The sequence below is a fragment of the Urechidicola sp. KH5 genome (assembly GCF_054661455.1).
On record NZ_BAAFSW010000003.1, the window covers coordinates 252,325 to 275,198 of the forward strand.

The window sequence follows — 22,874 nt, forward strand, 5'->3', positions numbered from 1 at the left end:
TAAAGATAATATTTGCAAAAGGAAAACTTTAGTTTCTAATTATTTTTTTAACCATTTCTTTATCCAACAAAGTCTGAATTCTTTGTTTTAGACTTTTTTTTTGTTCTAGAGGTAATAGTTCTAATAACTCTTTAAGTTGAATTAATGCAACAGATTTAAGTGATCCACTTCGGCATGAATAACTCATTATTGCTGTAGCCGTATCTTTTTCAGTTTTTCTTGGATTCTGAAGAATATAATTTTTTAAACCTATTAAGGTATTTTCATTTTGTATCACAAATTGCTGTTGGTAAAGTGTCCAAATTACCTTGTGCTCAAATTCAGAATTCTGCAATAATTCTAATAGTCTAATTTCAATATTATCACTCCAGTTTTCTGGTTCAATATGTGCTACTCCTTCTATAACAGCTTCTGTTGGTTGCTTGTGTAAAAGTTCTACCAACCTTATTGTTGCCTCTTCATTTAACGCAATTCTTCTAATTATACTCAAGGTGCAACCAATTATATTGAATGGTCCTTTGTAGGTTAAATTTGGGATTATATCTGGTATAGTATTCTTTATTAGACCGAGTTTGTCATCTTCTAGTTCAAATAGTTTAACGTAGTCTACCAAGTCATACAATGCATCTTCTAGATCTTCATCTTTACTTTTTAATACACGATTAATCAAAAGATCCGCTTGAGTCATGAATTAAATTTTTTGAAATTGAATATTCTTATTATAAATCAACCCCATTTGTTACAAAAGACAATCCTTGTTGCCCTGAAGTAGATATCATAACTCCCTCAAAGATGGGTTTATTTGCCTTTTTTGATTGCACCCAAGAGAAAATAAAATTCCCACCAGTACCACCTGCTGGATCTTTTTCATTAATAATAATTTCTATAGTTTCTAGTGGTGCAACAAAAATAGGTTTCTCCACATATGTTCTAATAAGTACTCCACTAGTGTTATGATAATCAGCTTGTTTAATGTATAAGGTATCTGAACTATTTGTATTTCTAATACTAATAGTTGCCGTTAGATTATGGGTTATTTGTTCGTCTTGGCTGTATATTTGACTGTATACTGAAAGATAAGTGCTTCCTTTTTTAAATTTAAGCTTAGTTGGAATTGTACATTCTCTATTTTCCCAATTGAAGGAAGTATCTATTAGCTGTGGTGTTCGACAGCTTACAAATAAAACTACACAAAAAATAAAACTTACAAGCATTTTATATTTTAAAAACATTTTCATAGTTCTTAAACTTAATTCTGTAATCCATTTTTCACATATTGTTCATCTCTAAATATTGAGCCATCTTCCTCCCAATTTAGATATCGACCATGTTTTTCACCATTAACAAATTCCACTTCTAATCGCTTATTTCCATTTTCATACCATTTTTCATACAACCCATCCTTTCTGTCGTTAATTTTAGAATATCGCTCAGCAAGATTACCATTGGTATACCACGACTCAAAATCAATTTTTAAGTTACCATTATCGTCAAAATTATGCGTATATGATTTCCATTTAGCCCCATCTTCATAAAATAGCTCAGATGTACCAGCAGGTTTTCCGAAAGTGTAAAAGTCTTTTTGCATTAAAGTTCCGTTCGAATGATACGAAAGATGTTCTCCATGTTTCTCGTTTTCAACATAATTTCCTTGATAGGCTATCACATCATTTTGATGCCATTTCAACTGATCACCTACCTTATTCCCATTTTTATATTTAAAATGTTTCCAACGTTTTCCTGTGTCATAAAACTCTTTGAAATCTCCATGCAACTCATTTTCATAATATAATGCCTCTAAAGCCAGTTCGCCATTGGCATACCATTTCTTTTGGTTACCGTGCAATACACCATCGTTATAATTTGATTGTTCCCATATTTCTCCGCTGGCATAATAAATAGTTTCCTGACCATTCTTTACATCGTCAATATAATGAGTATGTGTTTGCACCCCTTTATTATCTTCTGAAACTATCAATCCGTTTTTATTGTAAATAATCTCTTCACCGTTCTTAAAAAATTTTAAGGCAACGTTATTTACACTATACATCGATCCTTCTTGCATCACTCCGCCCTCATACATTTCAACTTTTTTTACACTTTCTCCATCTCTATAGTACTCAATACTCTCACCGTGCAAATTGTTATTGGAATAATTATTTACTCTCAATAAACTGCCATCATTTCTATAAACTTCTTGAGTACCTTCCAATCGATTATTCTGATAATTCGATTTTTCCTTTAATTGTTGACTCCTATCTAGATCATCATTTGAATCATAAAATATTTCGGTTGGCCCATGAAGCATTCCATCTTTATAATTCATTTTGCTTTTAATATCTAGCGACCCAATTTTAGGTTTATACGATCGGGTAATTTCTTCACCATGTTTTAATCCATTTTTTACTTGTACTGAATAATTTATTTTATCGGTTTCTACAATACCATTATACCACACATAGGTTTTATGCTCAGCATATGTATCTCCATCTTGCTCCCAAATTTCAATTTCACCATGTTGTTTACCATCCAAAAACACTTTAATATGATTGGGATGTCCCTCTTTAAAGTGCACCATGATTGAATCACCCAGAAAACTAAGAGAAATAAGACTTGAAAAGAAAGAAGTTTCCATTTCTTTCGTAGCACAAACAGCGCTTCCAGAAAAGAGCTCACCATCTTTATAAACTTCTTTTTCGCTAAATTGAAGTTCATTAATCGATACTGGTTTTGAACAAGCTGCTAAAACTATTAATAATGCGAACAAAATATATTGCAAAATACTTTTCATAAAATTCTTTTAAACAAACAAATATAAATTTTGTGAATTAATTATAAGTAAATTGATTAAAACTAATCAATGAATAACCAATAATTTATCTAAAAATCATTGTATAAATTCAACTATCTTTTCACAATTATTATGTTGAAATTATAAATACACCTTTCATTAAACATCCACTATTACTATTTAAAATTACATACCAATCAAACGGACTATTTAGGGATTAATTAAATAAAGTAACTTCATTTAGGATAAAATAACTAATTGTATTATTGACCTATCAAAGTGATAAATTGAATACTAATTTAATTATTCCTAAATTAAATAAAACGGTCAAAAAGCTAGACTTAATGACCGCAAATGATACAATTGGTTAAATTAAAATTATACATCAAATCGATCAGCATTCATAACTTTTGTCCAAGCCTTAACAAAATCTTTTACAAATCGCTCTTTATTATCATCTTGAGCATAAAACTCAGTATAAGCCCTTAAAATACTATTTGAACCAAACACTAAATCAACTCTAGTTGCAGTCCATTTTAAAGTACTAGTTTTTCGATCATAAACACCATATGTATTTTCATCTAAAGGTTTCCACTCATAGGCCATATCTGTAAGATTTACAAAGAAATCAGTACTCAATGCTCCAGGATTATTTGTAAATACACCATGTTTCGTGTTACCATGATTTGTATTTAACATGCGCATTCCGCCAACCAAAACCGTCATTTCTGGCGCCGTAAGACCTAAAAGTTGCGCGTGATCTAAAAGCATTTCTTCAGGACTCACCGTATAATTTTTCTTTAAAAAATTTCTAAATCCATCAGATAATGGTTCTAATGGTTCAAATGACTCTACATCTGTCATATCCGAAGAAGCGTCTCCTCTACCTGGAGTAAAAGGAACCCCTACTTCTATTCCAACCATGTTTGCTGCATTTTCAATACCTAAATTTCCCGCCAGAACAATGGTGTCTGCCAAACTTATTTGATGTTCATTTGCAACTTTGTTTAATTCCTTTAAAACTTTGTTTAATCTGTCTGGTTCGTTTGCTTGCCAATTATTTTGGGGTTCTAATCTAATGCGCGCTCCATTCGCTCCACCCCGCATATCTGAGCCTCTAAACGTACGAGCACTGTCCCAGGCGGTGGCTATCATATCTGAATTAGATAATCCCGTATTAGAAATACTCTCTTTTACAGTGGCAATATCGTAATCATCATTTCCTTTCGGTATGGGATCTTGCCAAATTAAATCTTCATTTGGAACATCAGGCCCAAAATATCTAGATTTTGGTCCCATATCTCGATGCGTTAGTTTAAACCATGCTCTTGCAAATGTCTCAGAAAAATAGGCTTGATCTGCCATAAACTTTTTAGATATCTCCTTGTAAATAGGATCTATCTTCATGGCCATATCCGCATCCGTCATTATTGGGTTCTTTTTAATGGCATAATCTTCAACATCAGCAGGCATATTTTCTTCAGAAATCGAAACAGGTTCCCATTGCCAAGCTCCAGCTGGACTCTTTTTTAATTCCCACTCATGGTTAAACAGCATTCTAAAGTAGCCATCATCCCATTTGGTAGGTTCAGATGTCCAAGCTCCTTCCAAGCCACTTGTAACAGCATGTCTACCGACTCCAGGACTTACAGGGTTACGCCAACCAAATCCTTGTTCTTCAATACTCGCAGCTTCTGGTTCTGGGCCGAGTAAACTCGCATCTCCATTACCATGAGCTTTACCCACAGTATGACCACCCGCTGTTAGGGCAACTGTTTCTTCATCATTCATAGCCATTCTATAAAATGTCTCTCTTATTTGCGCTGCTGTTTTTAATGGATCAGGTTGTCCATTTACTCCCTCAGGATTTACATAAATCAATCCCATTTGAACAGCTGCCAATGGATTTTCCATTGTATTTGGTTCAGATACATTAGTGTATCGTTCATCACTAGGAGCTAACCATTCTTTTTCTGCTCCCCAATAAGTATCCTTTTCTGGATGCCAAATATCTGGTCGACCAAAAGAAAAACCAAAAGTTTTAAGTCCCATACTTTCATAGGCCATATTTCCTGCAAGAATAATCAAATCTGCCCAACTAAGTTTATTTCCATATTTTTTCTTTATCGGCCATAGCAATCTTCGAGCTTTATCTAAACTAGCATTGTCAGGCCAAGAATTTAATGGCGCAAAGCGCTGATTCCCGGTTCCTCCTCCACCTCTTCCATCTGCTATTCTATAAGATCCTGCAGCATGCCATGCCATACGAATCATTAAGCCTCCATAATGCCCCCAATCTGCGGGCCACCAATCTTGACTATCTGTCATTAAGTTAATCATATCTTCTTTTAGCGCATCGATATCTAACTTTTTAAGTGCTTCGTGATAATCAAAGTCCTTATGAAATGGATTCGATTTGGTGTCGTGTTGGTGAAGTATATCTAAATTTAGAGCATTTGGCCACCAATCTTTAATCTTTGTTCCAGCTGTTGTTACAGCTCCGTGGTGGAAAGGACATTTTCCAGAAGTAGCATTTTCCATAAAGCAATATTTTACGAGTTAAATTAAGTGCTATGAATTTACTAAATATCTGAATATGAAACAATAACATTCATTCATAATTATTATTCGATAATAGATAAGGTTTATAAACAAAAAAAAGACAACCAAAAAAGGTTGTCTAAAGTGATATACAGAAGTATAATTTATCAGCTTCTAATTTAAGAAGTTTTCAGAATCATATACAATTACTTTTTCCCAAAGATCCTGTGATTCATCTATAAATTTTAAATGTCCTTCTTCTACTTGATACTTGTCTTGCATTTCTTTATTGTCAAAAGTTAACAACAAGCAATAGGTATATGAATTGTCTATTACACCCCTATCTGTAGCTGCTGGTATTCCTAAATGTTTCGTCCTAATAAATTCTGAGTTATTGATAAAGTTAGTTAAAGATGCTTCAAATGCCTTTCTATCGTTGGCATCATCTGGGTTCTTCAACCAAAAATACACCACATGGGCAAAGCTACCTTGTATTTGTTCTTGTTTTTGCATACAGCTAGTTATTAAAAATGTCACTAGGGCTATTAGTATAATTTGTTTTATAAAAAAAAGGATTTAGTTTTAAAGTTACTAAATCCTTTCTTATTTAATTATATCAATTTATTAGATATTAGCTGCTAACCAATCTCCTACTTCGCTCGTTCCATAAGCTTTATTATCTCCAGCTAAATCTTCAGTAACAACACCTTCTGACAATGCTTTATTTACTGCTTCTCTAATGGTTTTACCTTCTTCTTGCAATCCAAAGTTTTCAAACATCATTGCAGCAGAAAGAATTGTAGCCATAGGATTTGCAATATTCTTACCAGCAGCTTGTGGGTACGAACCGTGAATTGGCTCAAATAAACCTATATCAGACCCTAAAGATGCAGACGGCATTAATCCCATAGAACCAGAAATAACTGAAGCTTCATCGGTTAAAATGTCTCCAAATAAGTTTTCAGTAATTAAAACATCGTACGAATTTGGCCATTGCACTAATCGCATCGCTACAGCATCTACAAATTCATAAGACACTTCTACTTCTGGATAATCTGCTTCTAAACCTTGTACAGTTTCTCTCCATAATCTAGAAGTTTCTAATACATTAGCTTTATCAACACAACACAATTTCTTAGAACGTGTCATTGCCAATTCAAATCCTTTACGAGCTAAACGTTCTACCTCCCCCTTTGTATATACACAGTGGTCATAGGCTGTATTACCTTCATCCTCTCTTCCTTTTTTACCAAAATAGATACCACCTGTTAACTCACGTAAGAATACCAAATCTGTACCTTCAATACGCTCTTGCTTTAACGGTGATTTATCTAATAAAGATGGAAAAGTAAAAGTTGGACGCACATTCGCAAACAACCCTAAAGCCTTACGCATTTTCAATAAACCTTGTTCTGGACGAACTTTTGCAGATGGATCGTTATCAAATCTTGGGTGACCAATTGCACCAAACAATACAGCATCTGAACTTTTACAAATCTCATGTGTTTCGTCTGGGTACGGCTCTCCAACTGCATCAATAGCAGCTGCACCTGTTAAAGCAGGTTTCCAATTAATTTCATGACCGAATTTATTAGCAACAGCATCAGATACTTTTACAGCTTGGTCAATTACTTCAGGACCAATTCCGTCTCCCGCTAAAAGGGCAATATTTAATTTCATATTCTTTATTTAGTATTCTAGGTTGTTAACCTTATATTATATTCAACATTTTCTCTGTGGCTTTGATAGCAGATACTGTTTGATCTGAATCTAAACCACGAGTTTTAAATTGTTTTTCTTTTGTAGACCAAGTAATCACTGTCTCACAAAGTGCATCAGAATGAGAACCAGGTGGGATTCGAACAGCATAATCAATTAATTCAGGTAATTGTTTCCCTCCCTTTCTTTTATATATTTTTCTAATGGCATTCATAAAGGCATCAAACTGTCCATCGCCTTGTGCATTTTCTTCAAAACTCTCACCATGAATAGTCATAGCTACAGTAGTAGAAGGCCTTAGCCCTTTAGAATGTGTTAACACATAAGAATCTACCAATACATTTTCTTCAATCAAATTACTGTCTAAAACATCAGAAATAATGTATGGTAAGTCTTCTTTTGTTACCAATTGTTTTTTATCCCCTAACTCAATGATTCGCTGTGTTACCTTTCTTAAATCATCATCATTTAACTGTAGGCCTAATTCTTGTAAATTCTTTTGAATATTCGCTTTACCAGAAGATTTTCCTAAGGCATATTGACGTTTCCTGCCAAAACGTTCAGGCAGCAAGTCGTTAAAGTAAAGATTGTTCTTATTATCTCCATCTGCATGTATACCAGCAGTTTGCGTAAACACATTGTCTCCAACCACAGGTTTATTCACAGGTATTCTAAATCCTGAGAATGTTTCTACAAGTTTACTTACAGAGTTTAATGCTTTTTCGTTTACACCAATACTAACTTCTGGCATAAAATCTTTTAAAACTGCAACTACACTTGCTAAAGGTGCATTACCAGCTCTCTCTCCCATACCATTAATCGTCAAATGCAATCCATCAATACCTCCTTCAACGGCATTAATAGCATTAGCAACACTTAAATCATAATCATTATGTGCGTGAAAATCGAAATGTAAGTTAGGGTATAATGCTCTAATTTCAGTTACATATTTGAGTGATTCAGCCGGAGCCAAAACACCTAATGTGTCTGGTAACATGATGCGCTTAACTGGTTGAGTAGCCAAAAAGGCTAAAAATTGGAATACGTACTCCTTAGAATTACGCATACCATTACTCCAATCTTCTAGATATACATTGGTCGCAATTCCGTTTTCCTCCGCCAATGCTATCGTTTCAGCAATTTCTTTAAAATGCTGTTCTGGAGTCTTTTTTAATTGATGTGTTAAATGATTTAAAGACCCTTTAGTCAATAGATTTTGCACCTTAGCACCAGCTTCTTTCATCCAATCAATAGAAATACCGCCATCTACAAAAGTAAGCACTTCAACTGCATCAATATGATTAGATTCTGTAGCCCATATAGTAATGTTTTTTACTGCTTGAAACTCACCCTCCGAAACCCTGGCAGATGCAATTTCAATACGATCTACAAGTAATTCTTCTAATAATAATTGTGCAATACTTAACTTTTCTGATGCAGAAAAAGATACCCCTGAGGTTTGTTCACCATCACGAAGGGTGGTATCCATTATTTCTATTTTCTTAGCCATAAATATTAGAACGGACGCGTTGTAGCAAACTCTTGAATATCAGATTTAATGTTCGATAAATAATCGATATCATCAAATCCGTTTAATAAGTTTTCTTTTTTGTATCCATTGATTTGGAATGATTCACTATTTCCAGTAGCACTATTGGTAATTGTTTGTGCTGGCAAATCCACTAGAATTTCTGTATTTGGATTATCGTAAATAGATTTAAAAATTTCTTCTAAAAATGCCTCAGAAACTTGCACCGGTAAAACACCAACATTTAAACAATTGTTTCTAAAGATATCTGCAAAGAAAGATGAAACCACACATCTAAATCCGTAATCATAAACAGACCAAGCCGCATGCTCTCTAGAAGAACCGGAACCAAAGTTCTTACCTCCTACTAATATTTTTCCACCATAAATAGGATTATTCAATACAAAATCCTCTTTTGGTGTATTGTCGCTATTGTATCTCCAATCGCGAAATAAATTATCTCCAAAACCTTTACGCTCTGTTGCTTTTAAAAAACGTGCAGGTATAATTTGATCAGTATCTACGTTTTCGATTGGCAATGGCACTGCCGTAGAACTAAGCGTTGTAAATTTATCGTAAGCCATAATTTTTTATTTATTCGATTAAAACTGTAGATTAAAGTAATGTTCTTGGATCTGTAACCACTCCTGTAACTGCAGCTGCAGCTGCAACTAATGGACTCGCTAACATTGTACGAGAACCAGGTCCTTGACGACCTTCGAAGTTTCTATTAGATGTACTTACAGCATATTTACCAGCAGGTATTTTATCATCGTTCATTGCTAAACAAGCCGAACAACCAGGTTGTCTTAATGCAAATCCCGCATCCGTTAAAATATCTAAAATCCCTTCTTGTTTAATCTTATCCTCAACAACGTGAGATCCTGGAACCAACCATACAGTTACATTATCTGCTTTTTTACGTCCTTTAACAATAGAGGCAAAATCTCTAAAATCTTCAATACGTCCATTTGTACAACTTCCTACAAAAACATAATCCACAGGCTTACCGATCATCTCATCGTTTTCGGTATATCCCATATAGTTCAAAGATTTTTCATAGGTAGCTTTACCTCCTTCTACTGCATCTGAATTTGGAATGTTTTGAGAAATACCGATACCCATTCCTGGATTCGTCCCATAGGTAATCATCGGTTCAATATCTGCTGCATCAAACGTTAATTCTTTATCAAAAGTTGCATCATCTTCTGTATATAAAGTCTCCCAATATTTCATGGCTTTATCCCATCCCTCTCCTGCTGGAGCCAATTGACGACCTTGTACATATTCAAATGTTTTTTCGTCTGGTGCTATCATACCACCACGAGCTCCCATTTCGATACTTAAATTACAAACTGTCATTCTACCTTCCATAGACATATTTCTAAATACATCTCCAGCATATTCTACAAAGTAACCTGTAGCACCAGAAGTAGTTAATTTAGAAATAATATACAAGGCAACATCCTTAGGCGTTACTCCTAAACCAAGCTCACCATTTACGTTGATACGCATAGATTTTGGTTTTGGCTGCATGATACATTGTGTAGCTAAAACCATCTCTACTTCAGAAGTACCAATACCAAAAGCAATAGCACCAAATGCACCGTGCGTTGAAGTATGTGAATCTCCACAAACAATTGTCGCACCAGGCACCGTAATACCATTTTCAGGACCTACAACATGAACAATACCGTTCTTCTCATGCCCTAAACCCCAATGGCTAATTCCATGAGCTTTTGAATTTTCTTCTAATGCTTTTAATTGATTAGCTGATAAAGGGTCTTCTACAGGTAAGTGTTGATTGATAGTTGGTGTATTGTGATCTGCAGTTGCGAAAGTACGCTCTGGACTCATCACATTTAAACCTCTATTTTTTAATCCTAAAAAGGCTACAGGACTCGTAACTTCATGAATCATATGACGATCTATAAATAGTACATCTGGTCCATCTTCAATTTTACGAACTACGTGAGAATCCCATACCTTGTCAAACAATGTTTTGCTCATATTGAATAGTCTATTTTTTCAGCGCTTAAAAAACGCAGTAAATTCATTTACAAGTTGACAAATTTAGCAAAAACTCCTCCTTTTATGGTCATGATTAACAAACTTTACTACGATAGTCAAACTTTTTAAAGTATGTTAATACAGGTCACTTAAAAACTCATAATCAATAATAAAATCAATGGATTAGTGTTAAGTTTATAATAAAAAATTTACGAAACTCAAAAACTACTATTTATTTTTCATTTTTATTGAAGAAATCACTCAATGTTAATTTAAGTCGTAATGTAATTCACTAGAATCTTCTTGATGTCTATTTTTGGCATAATGATATCCATCTTGCCACCATTGCTGCATTAAAGTTTTATCAAACACCAATGAGTTTGTTGTAAGTACTGTGGGAGTATAATACAGATTCAATTGCACATTATGTTGTTTCGCATATAGTTTGCCTATAGTTATATTGTGTTTTTCAACATGGTCCATCATAAAACTTTGGGTATTCATTAAAACTGCAAAAGGACTTTTTGATGGAATTCTATTTAGCTGATTTACCTCTGTATCTAGAATAATTACATCAACCTCTTTAGCTCCTCTTTTAACAGCTTCTCTAATTGGAACAAGACTTCCAAAGCCACCATCGGCATAATGACAGCCCTCTTTTCGCAACAAACTCATAAAAGGTACATAATTGCATGAAGCCCAAATCCAATCGCAAAAATCTAAATAACTACAACCTTTAATTGATTTGTATTCAATTTGATTTAGTGTAATATTAGCAACGGTTATAATGATGTCTTTTTCTGAATGCTTCATTTGATAAAACAGCTCTTCAGAAATCTCATTTTTAATAAGTTGTTTTAAGTTTTTGCTCTCACCAAATGTTTTGCGTCCATTCAAGAAATTCCACAATACATTTAAATGATGAATTGCCACTACTCTATGTCCGTTAACTTCTTTAATCTTCAAAGGACAATTACTAAAAATACTGCTCTGAGTCACATTGGTGTATAGCTTTTTTAAAGTAGTAACCATACCAGCAGATAAATGAGTTACCATTAAACTACCAGTTGACGTCCCTAAAAAAATATCGTATTCTCTTTTTAAGTCTTCAATAAGGTATTGAGCAACGCCACCGGCAAAAGCGCCTTTGCTACCACCTCCAGAAATAACCAATGCATTCATAATTTAAATATACAATTTTCAGTAAACATTATAAAGTCTATTTGCTATGAAAATTTTACATTTGAGCAAATTCAAATAATCCTCTAAATGCATAAAATCAACTATTTTATTTTGGCATTGCTAACTATTTTTATTAGCGGTTGTTCAGAATCAAATCCAACGATTTCACAGATCCAATCATTTACAATAGAAGCTAGTATTCGAGCTATTTTACCAATAGAAAACGAGTTGTGGTTTGCAGGATCTAATGGAAAATATGGATTTATTTCTGATAATGAAGTGAAAATCGATTCTTTATTTTTAGAAGACAAACCTTTGCATTTTAGGGCAATTGGAGCTAGTAATCAAGGGGTGTACATACTCACTGTTGAAAATCCTGCATTGCTATACAAGGTTGAGAAAAATTTGAAGACAAGTTTAGTTTATAGAGAAGAGCATAACAAGGTATTTTATGATGCCATTGCTTTTAATCAAAATGGCGATTTTGGTGTTGCAATGGGAGATCCTACGGATAATTGTATATCTGTAATTATCACTAAAAATGGAGGGGAAACTTGGACCAAAGTATCATGTGATAAGCTCCCAAAAGTGAATGTAGGAGAGGCTGCATTTGCAGCTAGCAATAGTAATATTTCGATAATTGAAAACACGATTTACATCGTTTCCGGAGGTAAAAAATCAAGGATTTTTAAAAGTGAAGATTTAGGTGATACTTGGAAAGTTTTTGAAACGCCTATTATTCAAGACGGAACGATGACTGGGATTTTTACCACAGATTTTTACGACAAAAAAAACGGTATCATTATGGGTGGAAATTGGGAAGACAAACAAAGCATCAAACAAACTAAGGCAATTACATCAGATGGTGGAGAAACTTGGAAAGTAATAGAAGGAATCCCTGGTTATATTTCTTGTGTACAATATATACCCAATTCAAAAGGAGAAAAGTTACTTGCAACATCTACCGAAGGAATTTACTATTCAATAGACAGTGGTTTTAATTGGCTACAATTATCAAATGAAGGCTATTATACTTTACGATTTGAAAATGACACCACTTTTTGGGTTGGGTCTAATGAAGTTATAACATCTTATAAGTTAAATTATGAATAAAAGCGCTATACTATTTTTAATATGTTTTGTTATGCTCTTTTTAAGTTGTGATAAACATACTCATGGATTATATAAAGATTTGGCCTGCTCCACTTCTGCACCTAACAATACATTTACAAAGCAAGATTATCAGAAAAATTTCTCAATAAAAATTCCAAGGCACTGGAAACATTCTGGTTTTTCAGATGAATTACAATCTTCAATTATGGCAGCAGATACCTTAAAACAATTATCTGAAAGCTATATATTAGATATAGCGTTTAAAAATGGTGAAATAACAATTGATCAAAACTTTATCGAAACTTTTAATAAACAGATTCCATATGACGTTATTTACAATGCGGTAGAACCTTTTAAAGATCACGCATCATTTTGGCAAGTAGCTAAAGGCACTAAACAAGGTTATAACTATCATGTTTTTCAACAAGTCATAAAAAAGAATGCTACTTCATTTATTGAATTAAAAATAGAATTGTTTGGAGATCAGTTAGTTGACGAACGTTTATGTGAAGCGCTAACAGTTATATCAACATTGGATATTTAAAAAGAAAATAGCTGCTAAAAAGCAGCTATTTTCTTTGGAATTATGCAGATTTCTTAACTGCCAAGCTATATATGACAAGACCAAATCCAATCTTATTAATGGCATCAGCAATATTATAAGCAATATCAATGGATCCAGACCCTAATATACTTGTATACCATCCATCTGTACCAAGCATATATCCTAATGGGTAAATCGCCCATCCAACTAGTACAAACCAACATAATATTTTATGAGCTTTCAAAACATCTCCTCCGGCAGATACCGCCAATTTCTTAGCCTCTCCTAGCCAAATTTCATAAGCTACATAAAAATATGCCAATCCAGAGATACCGCCCCATAAAGCCGCACTATCGGTGTAGACTGCCTCTCCGAAATAACCCGTTATTAACATAACAACAGATGCAAAAATTAATTTCCACATGAGACTTTTCTTTGCACCAGCTACCTTAAGTATTAAATAAAATTCAACACACATTAAAGGAACTGTTAAAATCCAATCTACATATCGGAAAAATGTTGGAGACTCTTGAAATTCGGCCCAATAATCTCTCATGTAGAAGTAATGTACTGCAGCAATAAAGGTAATAATACCTGAAACTAAAACAGAGGTTCTCCACTTTTTATCAAATTGACTTAAAGATAAAAAGAAAAATACAGATGCGGCTAACATTGCCATGCATCCGATAAAAAACGTAAATCCAATGTAATCGGTTGGATCAAGCTTTGCAGAAAACAAAGCCATAAAAAGAATATTTTTCATAGTTTTAAATAATTAATATTTTTGTCTAACCAAATATAATAATATGTTAGACAAAAAGCAAATTTTTATTTAAATCTATTAATTTAACATTTTTTTTTGAACAGATTTTTCAGCATATCAATACTTCTTAGCTTCCTTTTAATTTGGATTACATCAAGAATACCATCTTCAATTCAATTCATTTTAGGGTTATTTTCGATACTTACTTTTGGTGTTTTGCATGGATCAAATGATATTTTACTAATCAAAAAAATTTGGATTTATAGAAAAAACTATGGTTTTTGGTACATAGTTTCAATTTACTTCTTCTTTGTTGTAGTCGTATATTTCTTATTTCTGTATATACCTGTAATAATGTTATTGCTATTTATTTTGGTAAGCGCACATCATTTTGGTGAACAAAACTGGGTAAATAAAATTGTGAGTACTAAGAAAAAATTAGTGCACTTATTTTATTTAGTTAATGGATTAATAATTCTAGGTATCTTATTTCTTGTTAATTTTGAAAGTGTTTATGCAATTATAGATGGAATTACAGGAGTATCAATTAATTTTTATGTTTCGAAACACCTATTTTTTTTAACCCTATTGACTTATATCTTGTTCGCATTATTTTTACTGAAAATTAAATTAATTTCAGTTGCTGACTTGTCCTTAGAAGTTTTCAAAACGTTGATGTATACCGTCATTTTTTACATGTCTTCTCTTATCTGGGGATTTTCAATTTATTTTATCATTTGGCATTCGGTACCTTCTATTCTTGATCAAATTAAATTTCTTTTTGGTGAATACAAGAGAGTATATTTATTCAAGTATATAAAGAAAGCTTTACCATTTTGGGGTTTATCCGTAATTGCCGTTGTAATAATATATTTCCAACAAAAAGATGTTGAAAAATTCTACACAATTTTATTTCCATTAATAGCATCTGTTACCTTCCCTCATAGTATAATTATTAATCTACTTTTTAAAAGGTTTAAAACATAATTTTCTCTTTCAAAATTACTTATTTCTTAAATCTAGTTTATAGATCTTCGTATTTCATATTTTTGCAAATCAATTATTTCATCATGCAACATATTATAGATCGTTTTATTAGCTACGTAAAAGTAGACACACAATCAGACCCTAATAACCCTGCTTTTCCGAGTACTGAAAAACAATGGGATTTGGCATATCAATTAGTTAATGAATTAAAAACTATTGGAATGAAGGATGTTACTTTAGATGAAAACTGTTATATCATGGCTACATTACCGAGCAATGTAGAGCACGAAGTTCCAACTATTGGATTTGTTGCACATATAGATACAAGTCCGGATTACACCGGTACAAATGTAAATCCTCAAATTCATCAGAATTATGATGGAAAGGACATTGTTCTTAATGCAGAAGAAAACATCGTATTATCTCCTGATTACTTTGAAGATTTATTGCTATACAAAGGGCAAACCATTATTACAACGGATGGCACTACCCTTTTAGGTGCTGATGATAAAGCTGGAGTAACTGAAATTGTTTCGGCCATGGAACATTTAATTCAACATCCAGAAATTAAGCATGGGGAGATTCGAATTTGTTTTACACCAGATGAAGAAGTCGGCAAAGGCGCGCATAAATTTGATGTTGGAAAATTTGGAGCTGAATGGGCCTACACCATGGATGGAAGTCAGGTAGGTGAATTAGAATACGAAAATTTTAACGCTGCTGGTGCTGTAGTAACAATACATGGTAAAATTGTACACCCCGGATATGCAAAAGGTAAAATGATCAATTCAATACTAATTGCAAATGAATTTATAGCTGCCTTACCTAAGCATGAAATCCCTCAGGAAACTACTGGCTATGAAGGATTCTCCCATCTACATACCATGAATGGTGAAGTGGAAAAAACTACTTTGGAGTATATTATTCGAGATCATGATATGGAATTATTCAAACAGCGTAAGGAGAAATTTGAACAAATTGCCAATGAATTGAATGAAAAGCACGGACAAAACTTGGTAGAGGTTACTATGAAGGATCAGTATTATAACATGCGTGAAAAAATTGAACCCGTTATGTATATTGTAGATATTGCAGAAGAAGCGATGAAGCAACTTGAAATAAAGCCACTAATAAAGGCTATTAGAGGTGGTACTGACGGCTCTCAATTATCTTATATGGGCTTACCTTGTCCCAATATTTTTGCAGGCGGTCATAACTTTCATGGTCGCTATGAATATGTTCCTGTTGAATCGATTATAAAAGCAACCAATGTAATTGTAAAAATTGCTGAGTTAACCGCTAAGAAGTATCAATAAAAAAAGGCTAGATTCAATATCTAGCCTATATATTTTTAAAAGTTGAAACTTGTTACATTCCCATATTCATCAACTCTTCCATTGTTTTTACATCATATCCAGCAGGTGCTTCTAAGCTAAATAGATCTTCCGATTCTTTTTCAAAATTTTCATTGAATTCAGTAGCCATAAAAGTGATCTTCATTCCTTGATTAAAAGACGAATATTCTAATAAAGCACCAGGAACATCTTTATTAATATTTTGGCCTGATTTATCAAAAGAAATTTCTTCTGTATACCAGCAAGTAGAAGTATTTCCTTGAGCATCCGTAACTACGGCTTTTTTACACGTATAACCTAGTATTTCTTTAGTTCCTTCTTCTAGAACCACTTTTGGCTCTGTGGTTTGCGTTTGTTTTTCAAGTTCTTCTAATTCAGAAACTGAAATTGGTACAGCAAATTTAACACCCATAGAATTTAACAACATTAAAACTTTCTCATCCTTAGAGTTACTAATAACAGTTGTACCCATTATTGACATATCTAAATCTAACCTGGTTTTATGTTGATCAAAGTAAATATCCATTTTAGTTCCTTTCATCATATCTATCGCCATTTTCAAATCAGGATTTTCAGAAGAGATTTCGGCTGAATAACTAATATGTCCTGTTTTAATTTGAGCGTGAGTAATGGTTACAGTAAGTAAAAAGAGAATAATTAGCGAAATTTGTTTCATAATTTTTTGTTTGAATTGAACTTCAAAAATAGTGTATTGATCATTAGAAAAAGAAAAATTACCAATATTCTATTGTTAATTATTTAACAAACTGATAAATTTTGACTAATCCTAAAAATCTTCTTGCTCAACTCTCTTAATTTTTAATATTTGCAGCTCCAAAAAAACAAACTATGCAACACGAGCACTTATTAAATTTAGTAGAGCAATACGGCAGCCCATTATATGTTTATGATGCAAATGTAATTGCCTCACAATACAACAGAATGGCAACTGCATTTTCTGGTGTTAACAATTTGCGAATTCATTATGCTGTAAAGGCAAATACTAATTTGGCAGTGCTTAAAGTGTTAAATTCATTAGGTTCTGGAGCGGATGCTGTTAGTATTCAAGAAGTGCAGTTATGTTTAAAGGCAGGATTTACACCAGAGCAAATATTCTATACTCCTAGTGGTGTTTCATTTGAAGAAATTGAAAAAGCAGTTGAATTAGGTGTTCAAATTACATTAGATAATTTGTCTATTCTAGAGCAATTTGGAAATAAATACCCAAACATTCCAGTTTGTCTACGAATCAACCCGCATGTCATGGCAGGAGGTAATCACAAAATATCTGTTGGCCATATAGATTCTAAATTCGGTATTTCTATTTATCAAATTAAGAATATTAAAGAAGTTATTCAAAAAACTGGCACCATAGTTAATGGCATACATATGCATACAGGTTCTGACATTTACAATATAGATGCTTTTATTCAAGCTACAGAGATTCTTTTAGATGTTGTAAAAGAATTTGATCATATTGAATTTGTTGACTTTGGAAGTGGTTTTAAGGTACCTTATAAAGAAGGTGACAACGAAACAAATATTGAAGTAATGGGAGAACGCATTGCCAATCGTTTCAACCAGTTTTGCGAGGAGTATGGTAAAGATCTGACGTTAATATTTGAACCAGGTAAATTTTTAGTGAGTGCTTCTGGCAACTTATTAACCAAAGTAAACGTTGTAAAACCAACACCAAATATTGTGTTTGTTGGAGTAGATAGTGGATTGAATCACTTAATTAGACCAATGATGTACGATGCCTATCATCATATTTCAAATATTAGTAATGATGATGATAGCGTTAAAAAAGTGTATTCAGTAGTTGGTTACATATGTGAAAACGACACCTTTGGCCACAATAGAAAATTGAATAAAGTTTCTGAAGGAGATATACTTAGACTGCACAATGCTGGTGCATACAGTTTTTCTATGTCCTCAAATTATAACTCAAGATATCGTCCTGCAGAAGTAATGACTTACCAAGATAAAGACTATTTAATTAGAGCGCGCGAAACATTTGAAGATTTATTAAAAAATCAAATCGACATTTCTTTGTAATAGAACAAGGTAGAATACGACCTTTACAAGTGATTTAATATTTCTTGTATACTATGGCTTTCTATCAATTCAAGCGCATTCAAAAACTCAACGCATCTTTAGAAGAAGTGTGGGATTTTATTTCTAGTCCTGCTAATTTAAAAGTTATCACACCAGATTATATGGGCTTTGATATTACTTCTGAAGACTTGCCTGAGAAAATGTATGAAGGCATGATTATAAGTTATAAGGTCTCTCCTCTTTTAGGTATAAAAACAACGTGGGTAACAGAAATCACGAAAGTAAGAGATTTGGAGTATTTTGTTGATGAGCAGCGTGTTGGGCCTTATAAACTTTGGCATCATCAACATAAAATTGAAAAAATAGAAAATGGGGTACTAATGACTGATATTGTTAGCTATGCTCCTCCTTTTGGTTTTTTAGGAAAAATAGCCAATGCTTTAGTAATCGAAAATAAGCTAAACGAAATCTTTGAATATAGAAAGCATGCTGTAGAAAACAGGTTTGGCGTTTACCAAGAACATTAATTCATGTAGATATGGATTTTCTAAATTCCATATTGACAAATTTTCCGCTACAAATTCACTGAATTGGACAATCTTTTAGGGCTGAATTAAATATTCTACAAAAATTCAAATTCTCTATTGAATTAGTTGAAATTGCACTACATTTGTCCCGATGTCAAAAAACAATACATATACAACTTCTTTTATGACCCAAATCATGGGCCGTATTGCTATGACAACAATTTTCACGATGACCCGCTAAGGGTTATTTCTATGCACATATCGTCCATTTGCGGTTTTCCGTTTTTACTAGGTAAAAATGATGTAACCAAAACAAACAATTCAATTTGATTACAATTAAAAAAAGAACATGAAAATTTTAAAATTTGGAGGCACATCAGTAGCAACAGCAGAAAGTATACAGGAAGTAATTGCTATTTGTAAAGATAGTGCAAAGAATGAATCAGTAGCCGTGGTAGTGTCTGCATTAGGTGGTGCAACAGATGTGTTGCTAAATGCTGGTAGCAAAGCAGAACATAAAGATCAGAGTTACTTAGACGATATAAGCAGTTTAGAACAAAGACATATTTCTACAATTAAATCTCTAATTGCAGACAGTCATCAAGAAGAAGTGATTGAAGAAATAAAGTTACAATTCGCCCAATTAAGTAGTATTTTAGAAGGTATCTATTTAATCAACGAATTCTCCAATAAAACTAAAGATAAGATTGCTTCATTTGGAGAGCTATTATCTTCTTACATTATAGCGGAGGCTATGAAAAGTAAAGGTATTGATGCCGAGAGAAAGAATTCGCAAGAATTAATTATTACTGATGCCACATTTACAAATGCCAAAGTAAATTATACTGTAACAGAAAAGAATATTGCTGATTACTTTAAAACAGCAAAAAACGATATTACAGTGCTTCCAGGTTTCGTAGCCAATACTATTCATGGGGAAACAACTACTTTAGGTAGAGGCGGTTCCGATTTTACGGCATCCATTATTGCTAAAGCATTAAATGCGGAGGAATTAGAAATTTGGACTGACGTAAGTGGTATGTATACCGCAAACCCTAAATTGGTAAAACACGCTAAGCCTATTGATCACATCTCGTATCATGAGGCAATGGAGTTATCTCACTTTGGGGCAAAAGTGCTCTTCTCTCCTACTATTCAACCAGTGTTAGAAAAACAAATTCCTATTCGTATTAAAAATACTTTTGAGCCAGAAGCACAAGGAACATTTATCACTCAAAGTACGAATGGTGTTTCTTCGCCTGCAAAAGGAATCAGTCATGTAGAAAACATTGCATTATTGACTGTTGAAGGATCTGGTATGATAGGTATACCTGGATTTACCAAGAGAATTTTAGAAGTATTATCGAATGCAGGTATAAATGTTTCATTAGTTACTCAAGCATCTTCTGAGCACTTTTTATGCATGGGAATTGATAGTAAAGATGTAACTGAAGCCAAAGAGTTATTTGAAGAAGCATTTGCTTATGATTTAGCCCAAGGTATCGTAGACCCTTTAATTATTGAGGATGGTTTAGCAATAATTGCTTTGGTTGGCGATAATATGAAATCACATCAAGGTATCAGTGGTAGAATGTTCTCTACTTTAGGTAGAAATAATGTAAATATTAGAGCGATAGCCCAAGGAGCTTCAGAAAAAAACATTACTGCCGTAATTGAACAGAAAGATGTTAAAAAGGCCTTGAACACTTTGCACAATGCCTTCTTTGAAGGAGATACAAAACAGTTGAATTTGTTTGTAGTTGGAGTTGGTAATGTAGGTGGAAAACTGCTAGAGCAAATCTATCAACAACAACAATATTTGGCAGAAGATCAGCACCTAGAAGTTCGTGTGATTGCCGTTGCAAACTCAAAAAAGATGCATTTTAATCCAGAAGGTATTGATCTTTCAAACTGGAAAGACACTCTTATTAATACTGGAGAGTCATTAGACATGGATGCCTTTTTAAACAAAGTAAACGATTTGAATTATCGCAATTCTATTTTTGTAGACAATACTGCAAATGAATCTGTTTCTTTACGCTATGCCGATTATTTAAAGAACAGTATCGCTGTTGTGGCATGTAACAAAATTGCCTGTTCTTCTGATTATAACAACTATCAAGAATTAAAGTTCTTAGCAAAAAAATACAATGCTCCATTCTTATTTGAAACCAATGTAGGTGCAGGATTGCCAGTAATAGACACCTTAAAGAACCTAATCATGTCTGGTGATAAAGTAACCAAGATTCAAGCAGTTCTTTCAGGTAGCTTAAATTTTATATTCAACAATTTTGTAGGTGATGCTGCATTTGAAAATGTAGTGCACGAAGCGGGAGTTCAAGGTTATACAGAACCTGATCCTAGAATAGATTTAAGCGGTGTTGATGTAATGCGAAAAATCTTAATCTTAGCTCGAGAAAGTGGGAATGTTTTAGAATTAAATGATATCACCAATGAATCGTTCTTACCAGCATCAAGTTTGGCAGCGGATTCGGTACAAGACTTCTTAGATACCTTACCAAAAGAATCAGTGCATTTTAACGCTATTCGAGATGAAGCGGAAGCCAAAAACTGTAGGCTAAAATATGTGGCGGAGTTTGATAATGGAAAAGCTAAAGTTGGATTGCAGCACATACCTTCTGATCATCCATTCTACAATTTAGATGGATCTGATAATATTGTATTGTTCTTTACAGAGCGTTATAGTGAGCAGCCTTTAATCATAAAAGGCGCTGGTGCAGGCGCTGCTGTTACAGCCTCTGGATTATTTGCAGATATTATTAGAATTGGAAATAAGTAATTTGAATAGCACTAGTTCATTATGAAAGAGATTAAAATTTTTTCACCAGCAACAGTTGCCAATGTTTCTTGCGGATTCGATGTTTTGGGTTTTTGTCTTGACACGGTTGGAGATGTTATGACTATCAGAAAAACAGCGTCTAAGGGAATTATAATTACAAAAATTGAAGGTGCTGAATTGTCATTTGAAGCAGAAAACAATGTTGCAGGAGTTGCGGCAAAGGCGATTTTAGATGCAGCGAATCACCCGTTTGGTGTAGAAATAGAAATCTATAAAAATATCAAACCAGGTAGCGGTGTTGGCAGCTCTTCTGCAAGTGCGTCTGGTACCGTTTGGGCTATCAATGAATTACTTGGCAGACCATTTAACAAACAAGAGTTAACTGCTTTTGCAATGAAAGGTGAAGCATTGGCGAGTGGTGCAGAACATGCAGATAATGTAGCGCCAGGTATTTTCGGAGGGTTTACTTTGGTCAAATCATTAAACCCATTAAAAGTAATACAGCTTCCTACTCCTTCAGAAATGTGGACAACGATTATACATCCGCAGATTGAGGTAAAAACTTCTGAGGCTCGTGCAATTTTACCAAAAGAAGTATCTCTTAAAAAAGCCATCAAACAATGGGCTAATGTCGGTAGTTTTATTAGTGGCTTATACGATGAAGATTATGAATTAATTGCAGATTCTTTAGAAGATAGTATTGTAGAGCCACATCGTTCAAAACTAATCCCTCATTTTGATGCCGTAAAAAAAGCCATGTTAGAATCAGGTGCATTGGGCGCTGGAATTTCAGGTTCAGGACCTTCTATTTTTTCTTTGAGTCAAGGAGAAGAAACCGCCATGAAAGTGGCAGAGTCTATTAACGATGTGTATTCAAAAACAGGTATAGAATTCGATGTATATGTGTCAAAAATTAATACCAACGGTGTTAAAATTTTAAATTTAAAATAAGAATA

General features: G+C 33.5%; 20 protein-coding genes. 8 read left to right on the top strand and 12 right to left on the bottom strand.

The window, feature by feature from the left end; all coding sequences use genetic code 11:
- Positions 1–28 precede the first annotated feature (28 nt).
- The 10 genes from ACYQ5R_RS09560 to ACYQ5R_RS09605 all read right to left on the bottom strand — a co-directional run bounded on the left by ACYQ5R_RS09560 (position 29) and on the right by ACYQ5R_RS09605 (position 11,771).
- Positions 29–688: a hypothetical protein gene (locus ACYQ5R_RS09560; RefSeq protein ID WP_460190713.1), complete on the bottom strand. Its 660-nt coding sequence runs from the start codon at positions 686–688 to the stop codon at positions 29–31.
- A gap of 31 nt (positions 689–719) precedes the next feature.
- Complete coding sequence (locus ACYQ5R_RS09565) at positions 720–1,238, bottom strand: DUF3124 domain-containing protein (protein ID WP_460190714.1); 519 nt, start codon at positions 1,236–1,238, stop codon at positions 720–722.
- A gap of 11 nt (positions 1,239–1,249) precedes the next feature.
- Positions 1,250–2,791: a toxin-antitoxin system YwqK family antitoxin gene (locus ACYQ5R_RS09570; protein ID WP_460190715.1), complete on the bottom strand. Its 1,542-nt coding sequence runs from the start codon at positions 2,789–2,791 to the stop codon at positions 1,250–1,252.
- 378 nt (positions 2,792–3,169) lie between these two features.
- Positions 3,170–5,332: a catalase/peroxidase HPI gene (gene katG / locus ACYQ5R_RS09575; RefSeq protein ID WP_460190716.1), complete on the bottom strand. Its 2,163-nt coding sequence runs from the start codon at positions 5,330–5,332 to the stop codon at positions 3,170–3,172.
- A 174-nt stretch (positions 5,333–5,506) separates the two neighbouring features.
- Positions 5,507–5,845 (bottom strand): Dabb family protein, encoded by a 339-nt coding sequence (locus ACYQ5R_RS09580; protein WP_460190717.1) that lies wholly within the window; start codon positions 5,843–5,845, stop codon positions 5,507–5,509.
- A 111-nt stretch (positions 5,846–5,956) separates the two neighbouring features.
- Positions 5,957–7,012: a 3-isopropylmalate dehydrogenase gene (gene leuB, locus ACYQ5R_RS09585; protein ID WP_460190718.1), complete on the bottom strand. Its 1,056-nt coding sequence runs from the start codon at positions 7,010–7,012 to the stop codon at positions 5,957–5,959.
- 31 nt (positions 7,013–7,043) lie between these two features.
- Positions 7,044–8,561, bottom strand: coding sequence for an alpha-isopropylmalate synthase regulatory domain-containing protein (locus tag ACYQ5R_RS09590; RefSeq protein ID WP_460190719.1), 1,518 nt, complete (start codon positions 8,559–8,561; stop codon positions 7,044–7,046).
- A gap of 5 nt (positions 8,562–8,566) precedes the next feature.
- Entirely contained in the window at positions 8,567–9,163 is a 597-nt protein-coding gene (leuD, locus tag ACYQ5R_RS09595) for a 3-isopropylmalate dehydratase small subunit (protein WP_460190720.1), read from the bottom strand.
- Positions 9,164–9,194: 31 nt separating this feature from the next.
- A complete protein-coding gene (leuC, locus tag ACYQ5R_RS09600) occupies positions 9,195–10,589 on the bottom strand; it encodes a 3-isopropylmalate dehydratase large subunit (protein WP_460190721.1) in 1,395 nt (464 codons plus the stop codon).
- A 267-nt stretch (positions 10,590–10,856) separates the two neighbouring features.
- Positions 10,857–11,771 (bottom strand): patatin-like phospholipase family protein, encoded by a 915-nt coding sequence (locus ACYQ5R_RS09605; RefSeq protein WP_460190722.1) that lies wholly within the window; start codon positions 11,769–11,771, stop codon positions 10,857–10,859.
- Positions 11,772–11,858: 87 nt separating this feature from the next.
- Here ACYQ5R_RS09605 and ACYQ5R_RS09610 point away from each other — a divergent pair, with 87 nt between their 5' ends.
- The gene (locus ACYQ5R_RS09610; protein ID WP_460190723.1) at positions 11,859–12,884 is read left to right on the top strand and encodes a WD40/YVTN/BNR-like repeat-containing protein; all 1,026 of its coding nucleotides are present in this window, start codon (positions 11,859–11,861) and stop codon (positions 12,882–12,884) included.
- Positions 12,885–12,915: 31 nt separating this feature from the next.
- Positions 12,916–13,428: a hypothetical protein gene (locus ACYQ5R_RS09615; protein ID WP_460190724.1), complete on the top strand. Its 513-nt coding sequence runs from the start codon at positions 12,916–12,918 to the stop codon at positions 13,426–13,428.
- Positions 13,429–13,468: 40 nt separating this feature from the next.
- On the opposite strand, the gene ACYQ5R_RS09620 is transcribed toward ACYQ5R_RS09615, so the two are convergent.
- Positions 13,469–14,191 (bottom strand): bacteriorhodopsin-like, encoded by a 723-nt coding sequence (locus tag ACYQ5R_RS09620; RefSeq protein ID WP_460190725.1) that lies wholly within the window; start codon positions 14,189–14,191, stop codon positions 13,469–13,471.
- A gap of 96 nt (positions 14,192–14,287) precedes the next feature.
- On the opposite strand from ACYQ5R_RS09620, the gene ACYQ5R_RS09625 reads away from it, so the two are divergent.
- Together ACYQ5R_RS09625 and pepT are read left to right on the top strand one after the other, a co-directional pair.
- A complete protein-coding gene (locus tag ACYQ5R_RS09625) occupies positions 14,288–15,178 on the top strand; it encodes a Brp/Blh family beta-carotene 15,15'-dioxygenase (RefSeq protein WP_460190726.1) in 891 nt (296 codons plus the stop codon).
- 83 nt (positions 15,179–15,261) lie between these two features.
- Complete coding sequence (gene pepT / locus ACYQ5R_RS09630) at positions 15,262–16,494, top strand: peptidase T (protein WP_460190727.1); 1,233 nt, start codon at positions 15,262–15,264, stop codon at positions 16,492–16,494.
- A gap of 52 nt (positions 16,495–16,546) precedes the next feature.
- Here the strand turns inward: pepT and ACYQ5R_RS09635 are convergent, their stop codons facing one another.
- A complete protein-coding gene (locus tag ACYQ5R_RS09635) occupies positions 16,547–17,209 on the bottom strand; it encodes a DUF4412 domain-containing protein (RefSeq protein ID WP_460190728.1) in 663 nt (220 codons plus the stop codon).
- Between the two features lie 173 nt (positions 17,210–17,382).
- On the opposite strand from ACYQ5R_RS09635, the gene lysA reads away from it, so the two are divergent.
- The 4 genes from lysA to ACYQ5R_RS09655 all read left to right on the top strand — a co-directional run bounded on the left by lysA (position 17,383) and on the right by ACYQ5R_RS09655 (position 22,869).
- Positions 17,383–18,591 carry a diaminopimelate decarboxylase gene (gene lysA, locus ACYQ5R_RS09640; RefSeq protein ID WP_460190729.1) on the top strand — a complete coding sequence of 403 codons (1,209 nt, stop codon included), beginning with the start codon at positions 17,383–17,385 and terminating at the stop codon, positions 18,589–18,591.
- Positions 18,592–18,644: 53 nt separating this feature from the next.
- Positions 18,645–19,118 carry an SRPBCC family protein gene (locus ACYQ5R_RS09645; RefSeq protein WP_460190730.1) on the top strand — a complete coding sequence of 158 codons (474 nt, stop codon included), beginning with the start codon at positions 18,645–18,647 and terminating at the stop codon, positions 19,116–19,118.
- 349 nt (positions 19,119–19,467) lie between these two features.
- Entirely contained in the window at positions 19,468–21,918 is a 2,451-nt protein-coding gene (gene thrA / locus ACYQ5R_RS09650) for a bifunctional aspartate kinase/homoserine dehydrogenase I (protein WP_460190731.1), read from the top strand.
- Between the two features lie 21 nt (positions 21,919–21,939).
- Entirely contained in the window at positions 21,940–22,869 is a 930-nt protein-coding gene (locus ACYQ5R_RS09655) for a homoserine kinase (RefSeq protein ID WP_460190732.1), read from the top strand.
- Positions 22,870–22,874 lie beyond the last annotated feature (5 nt).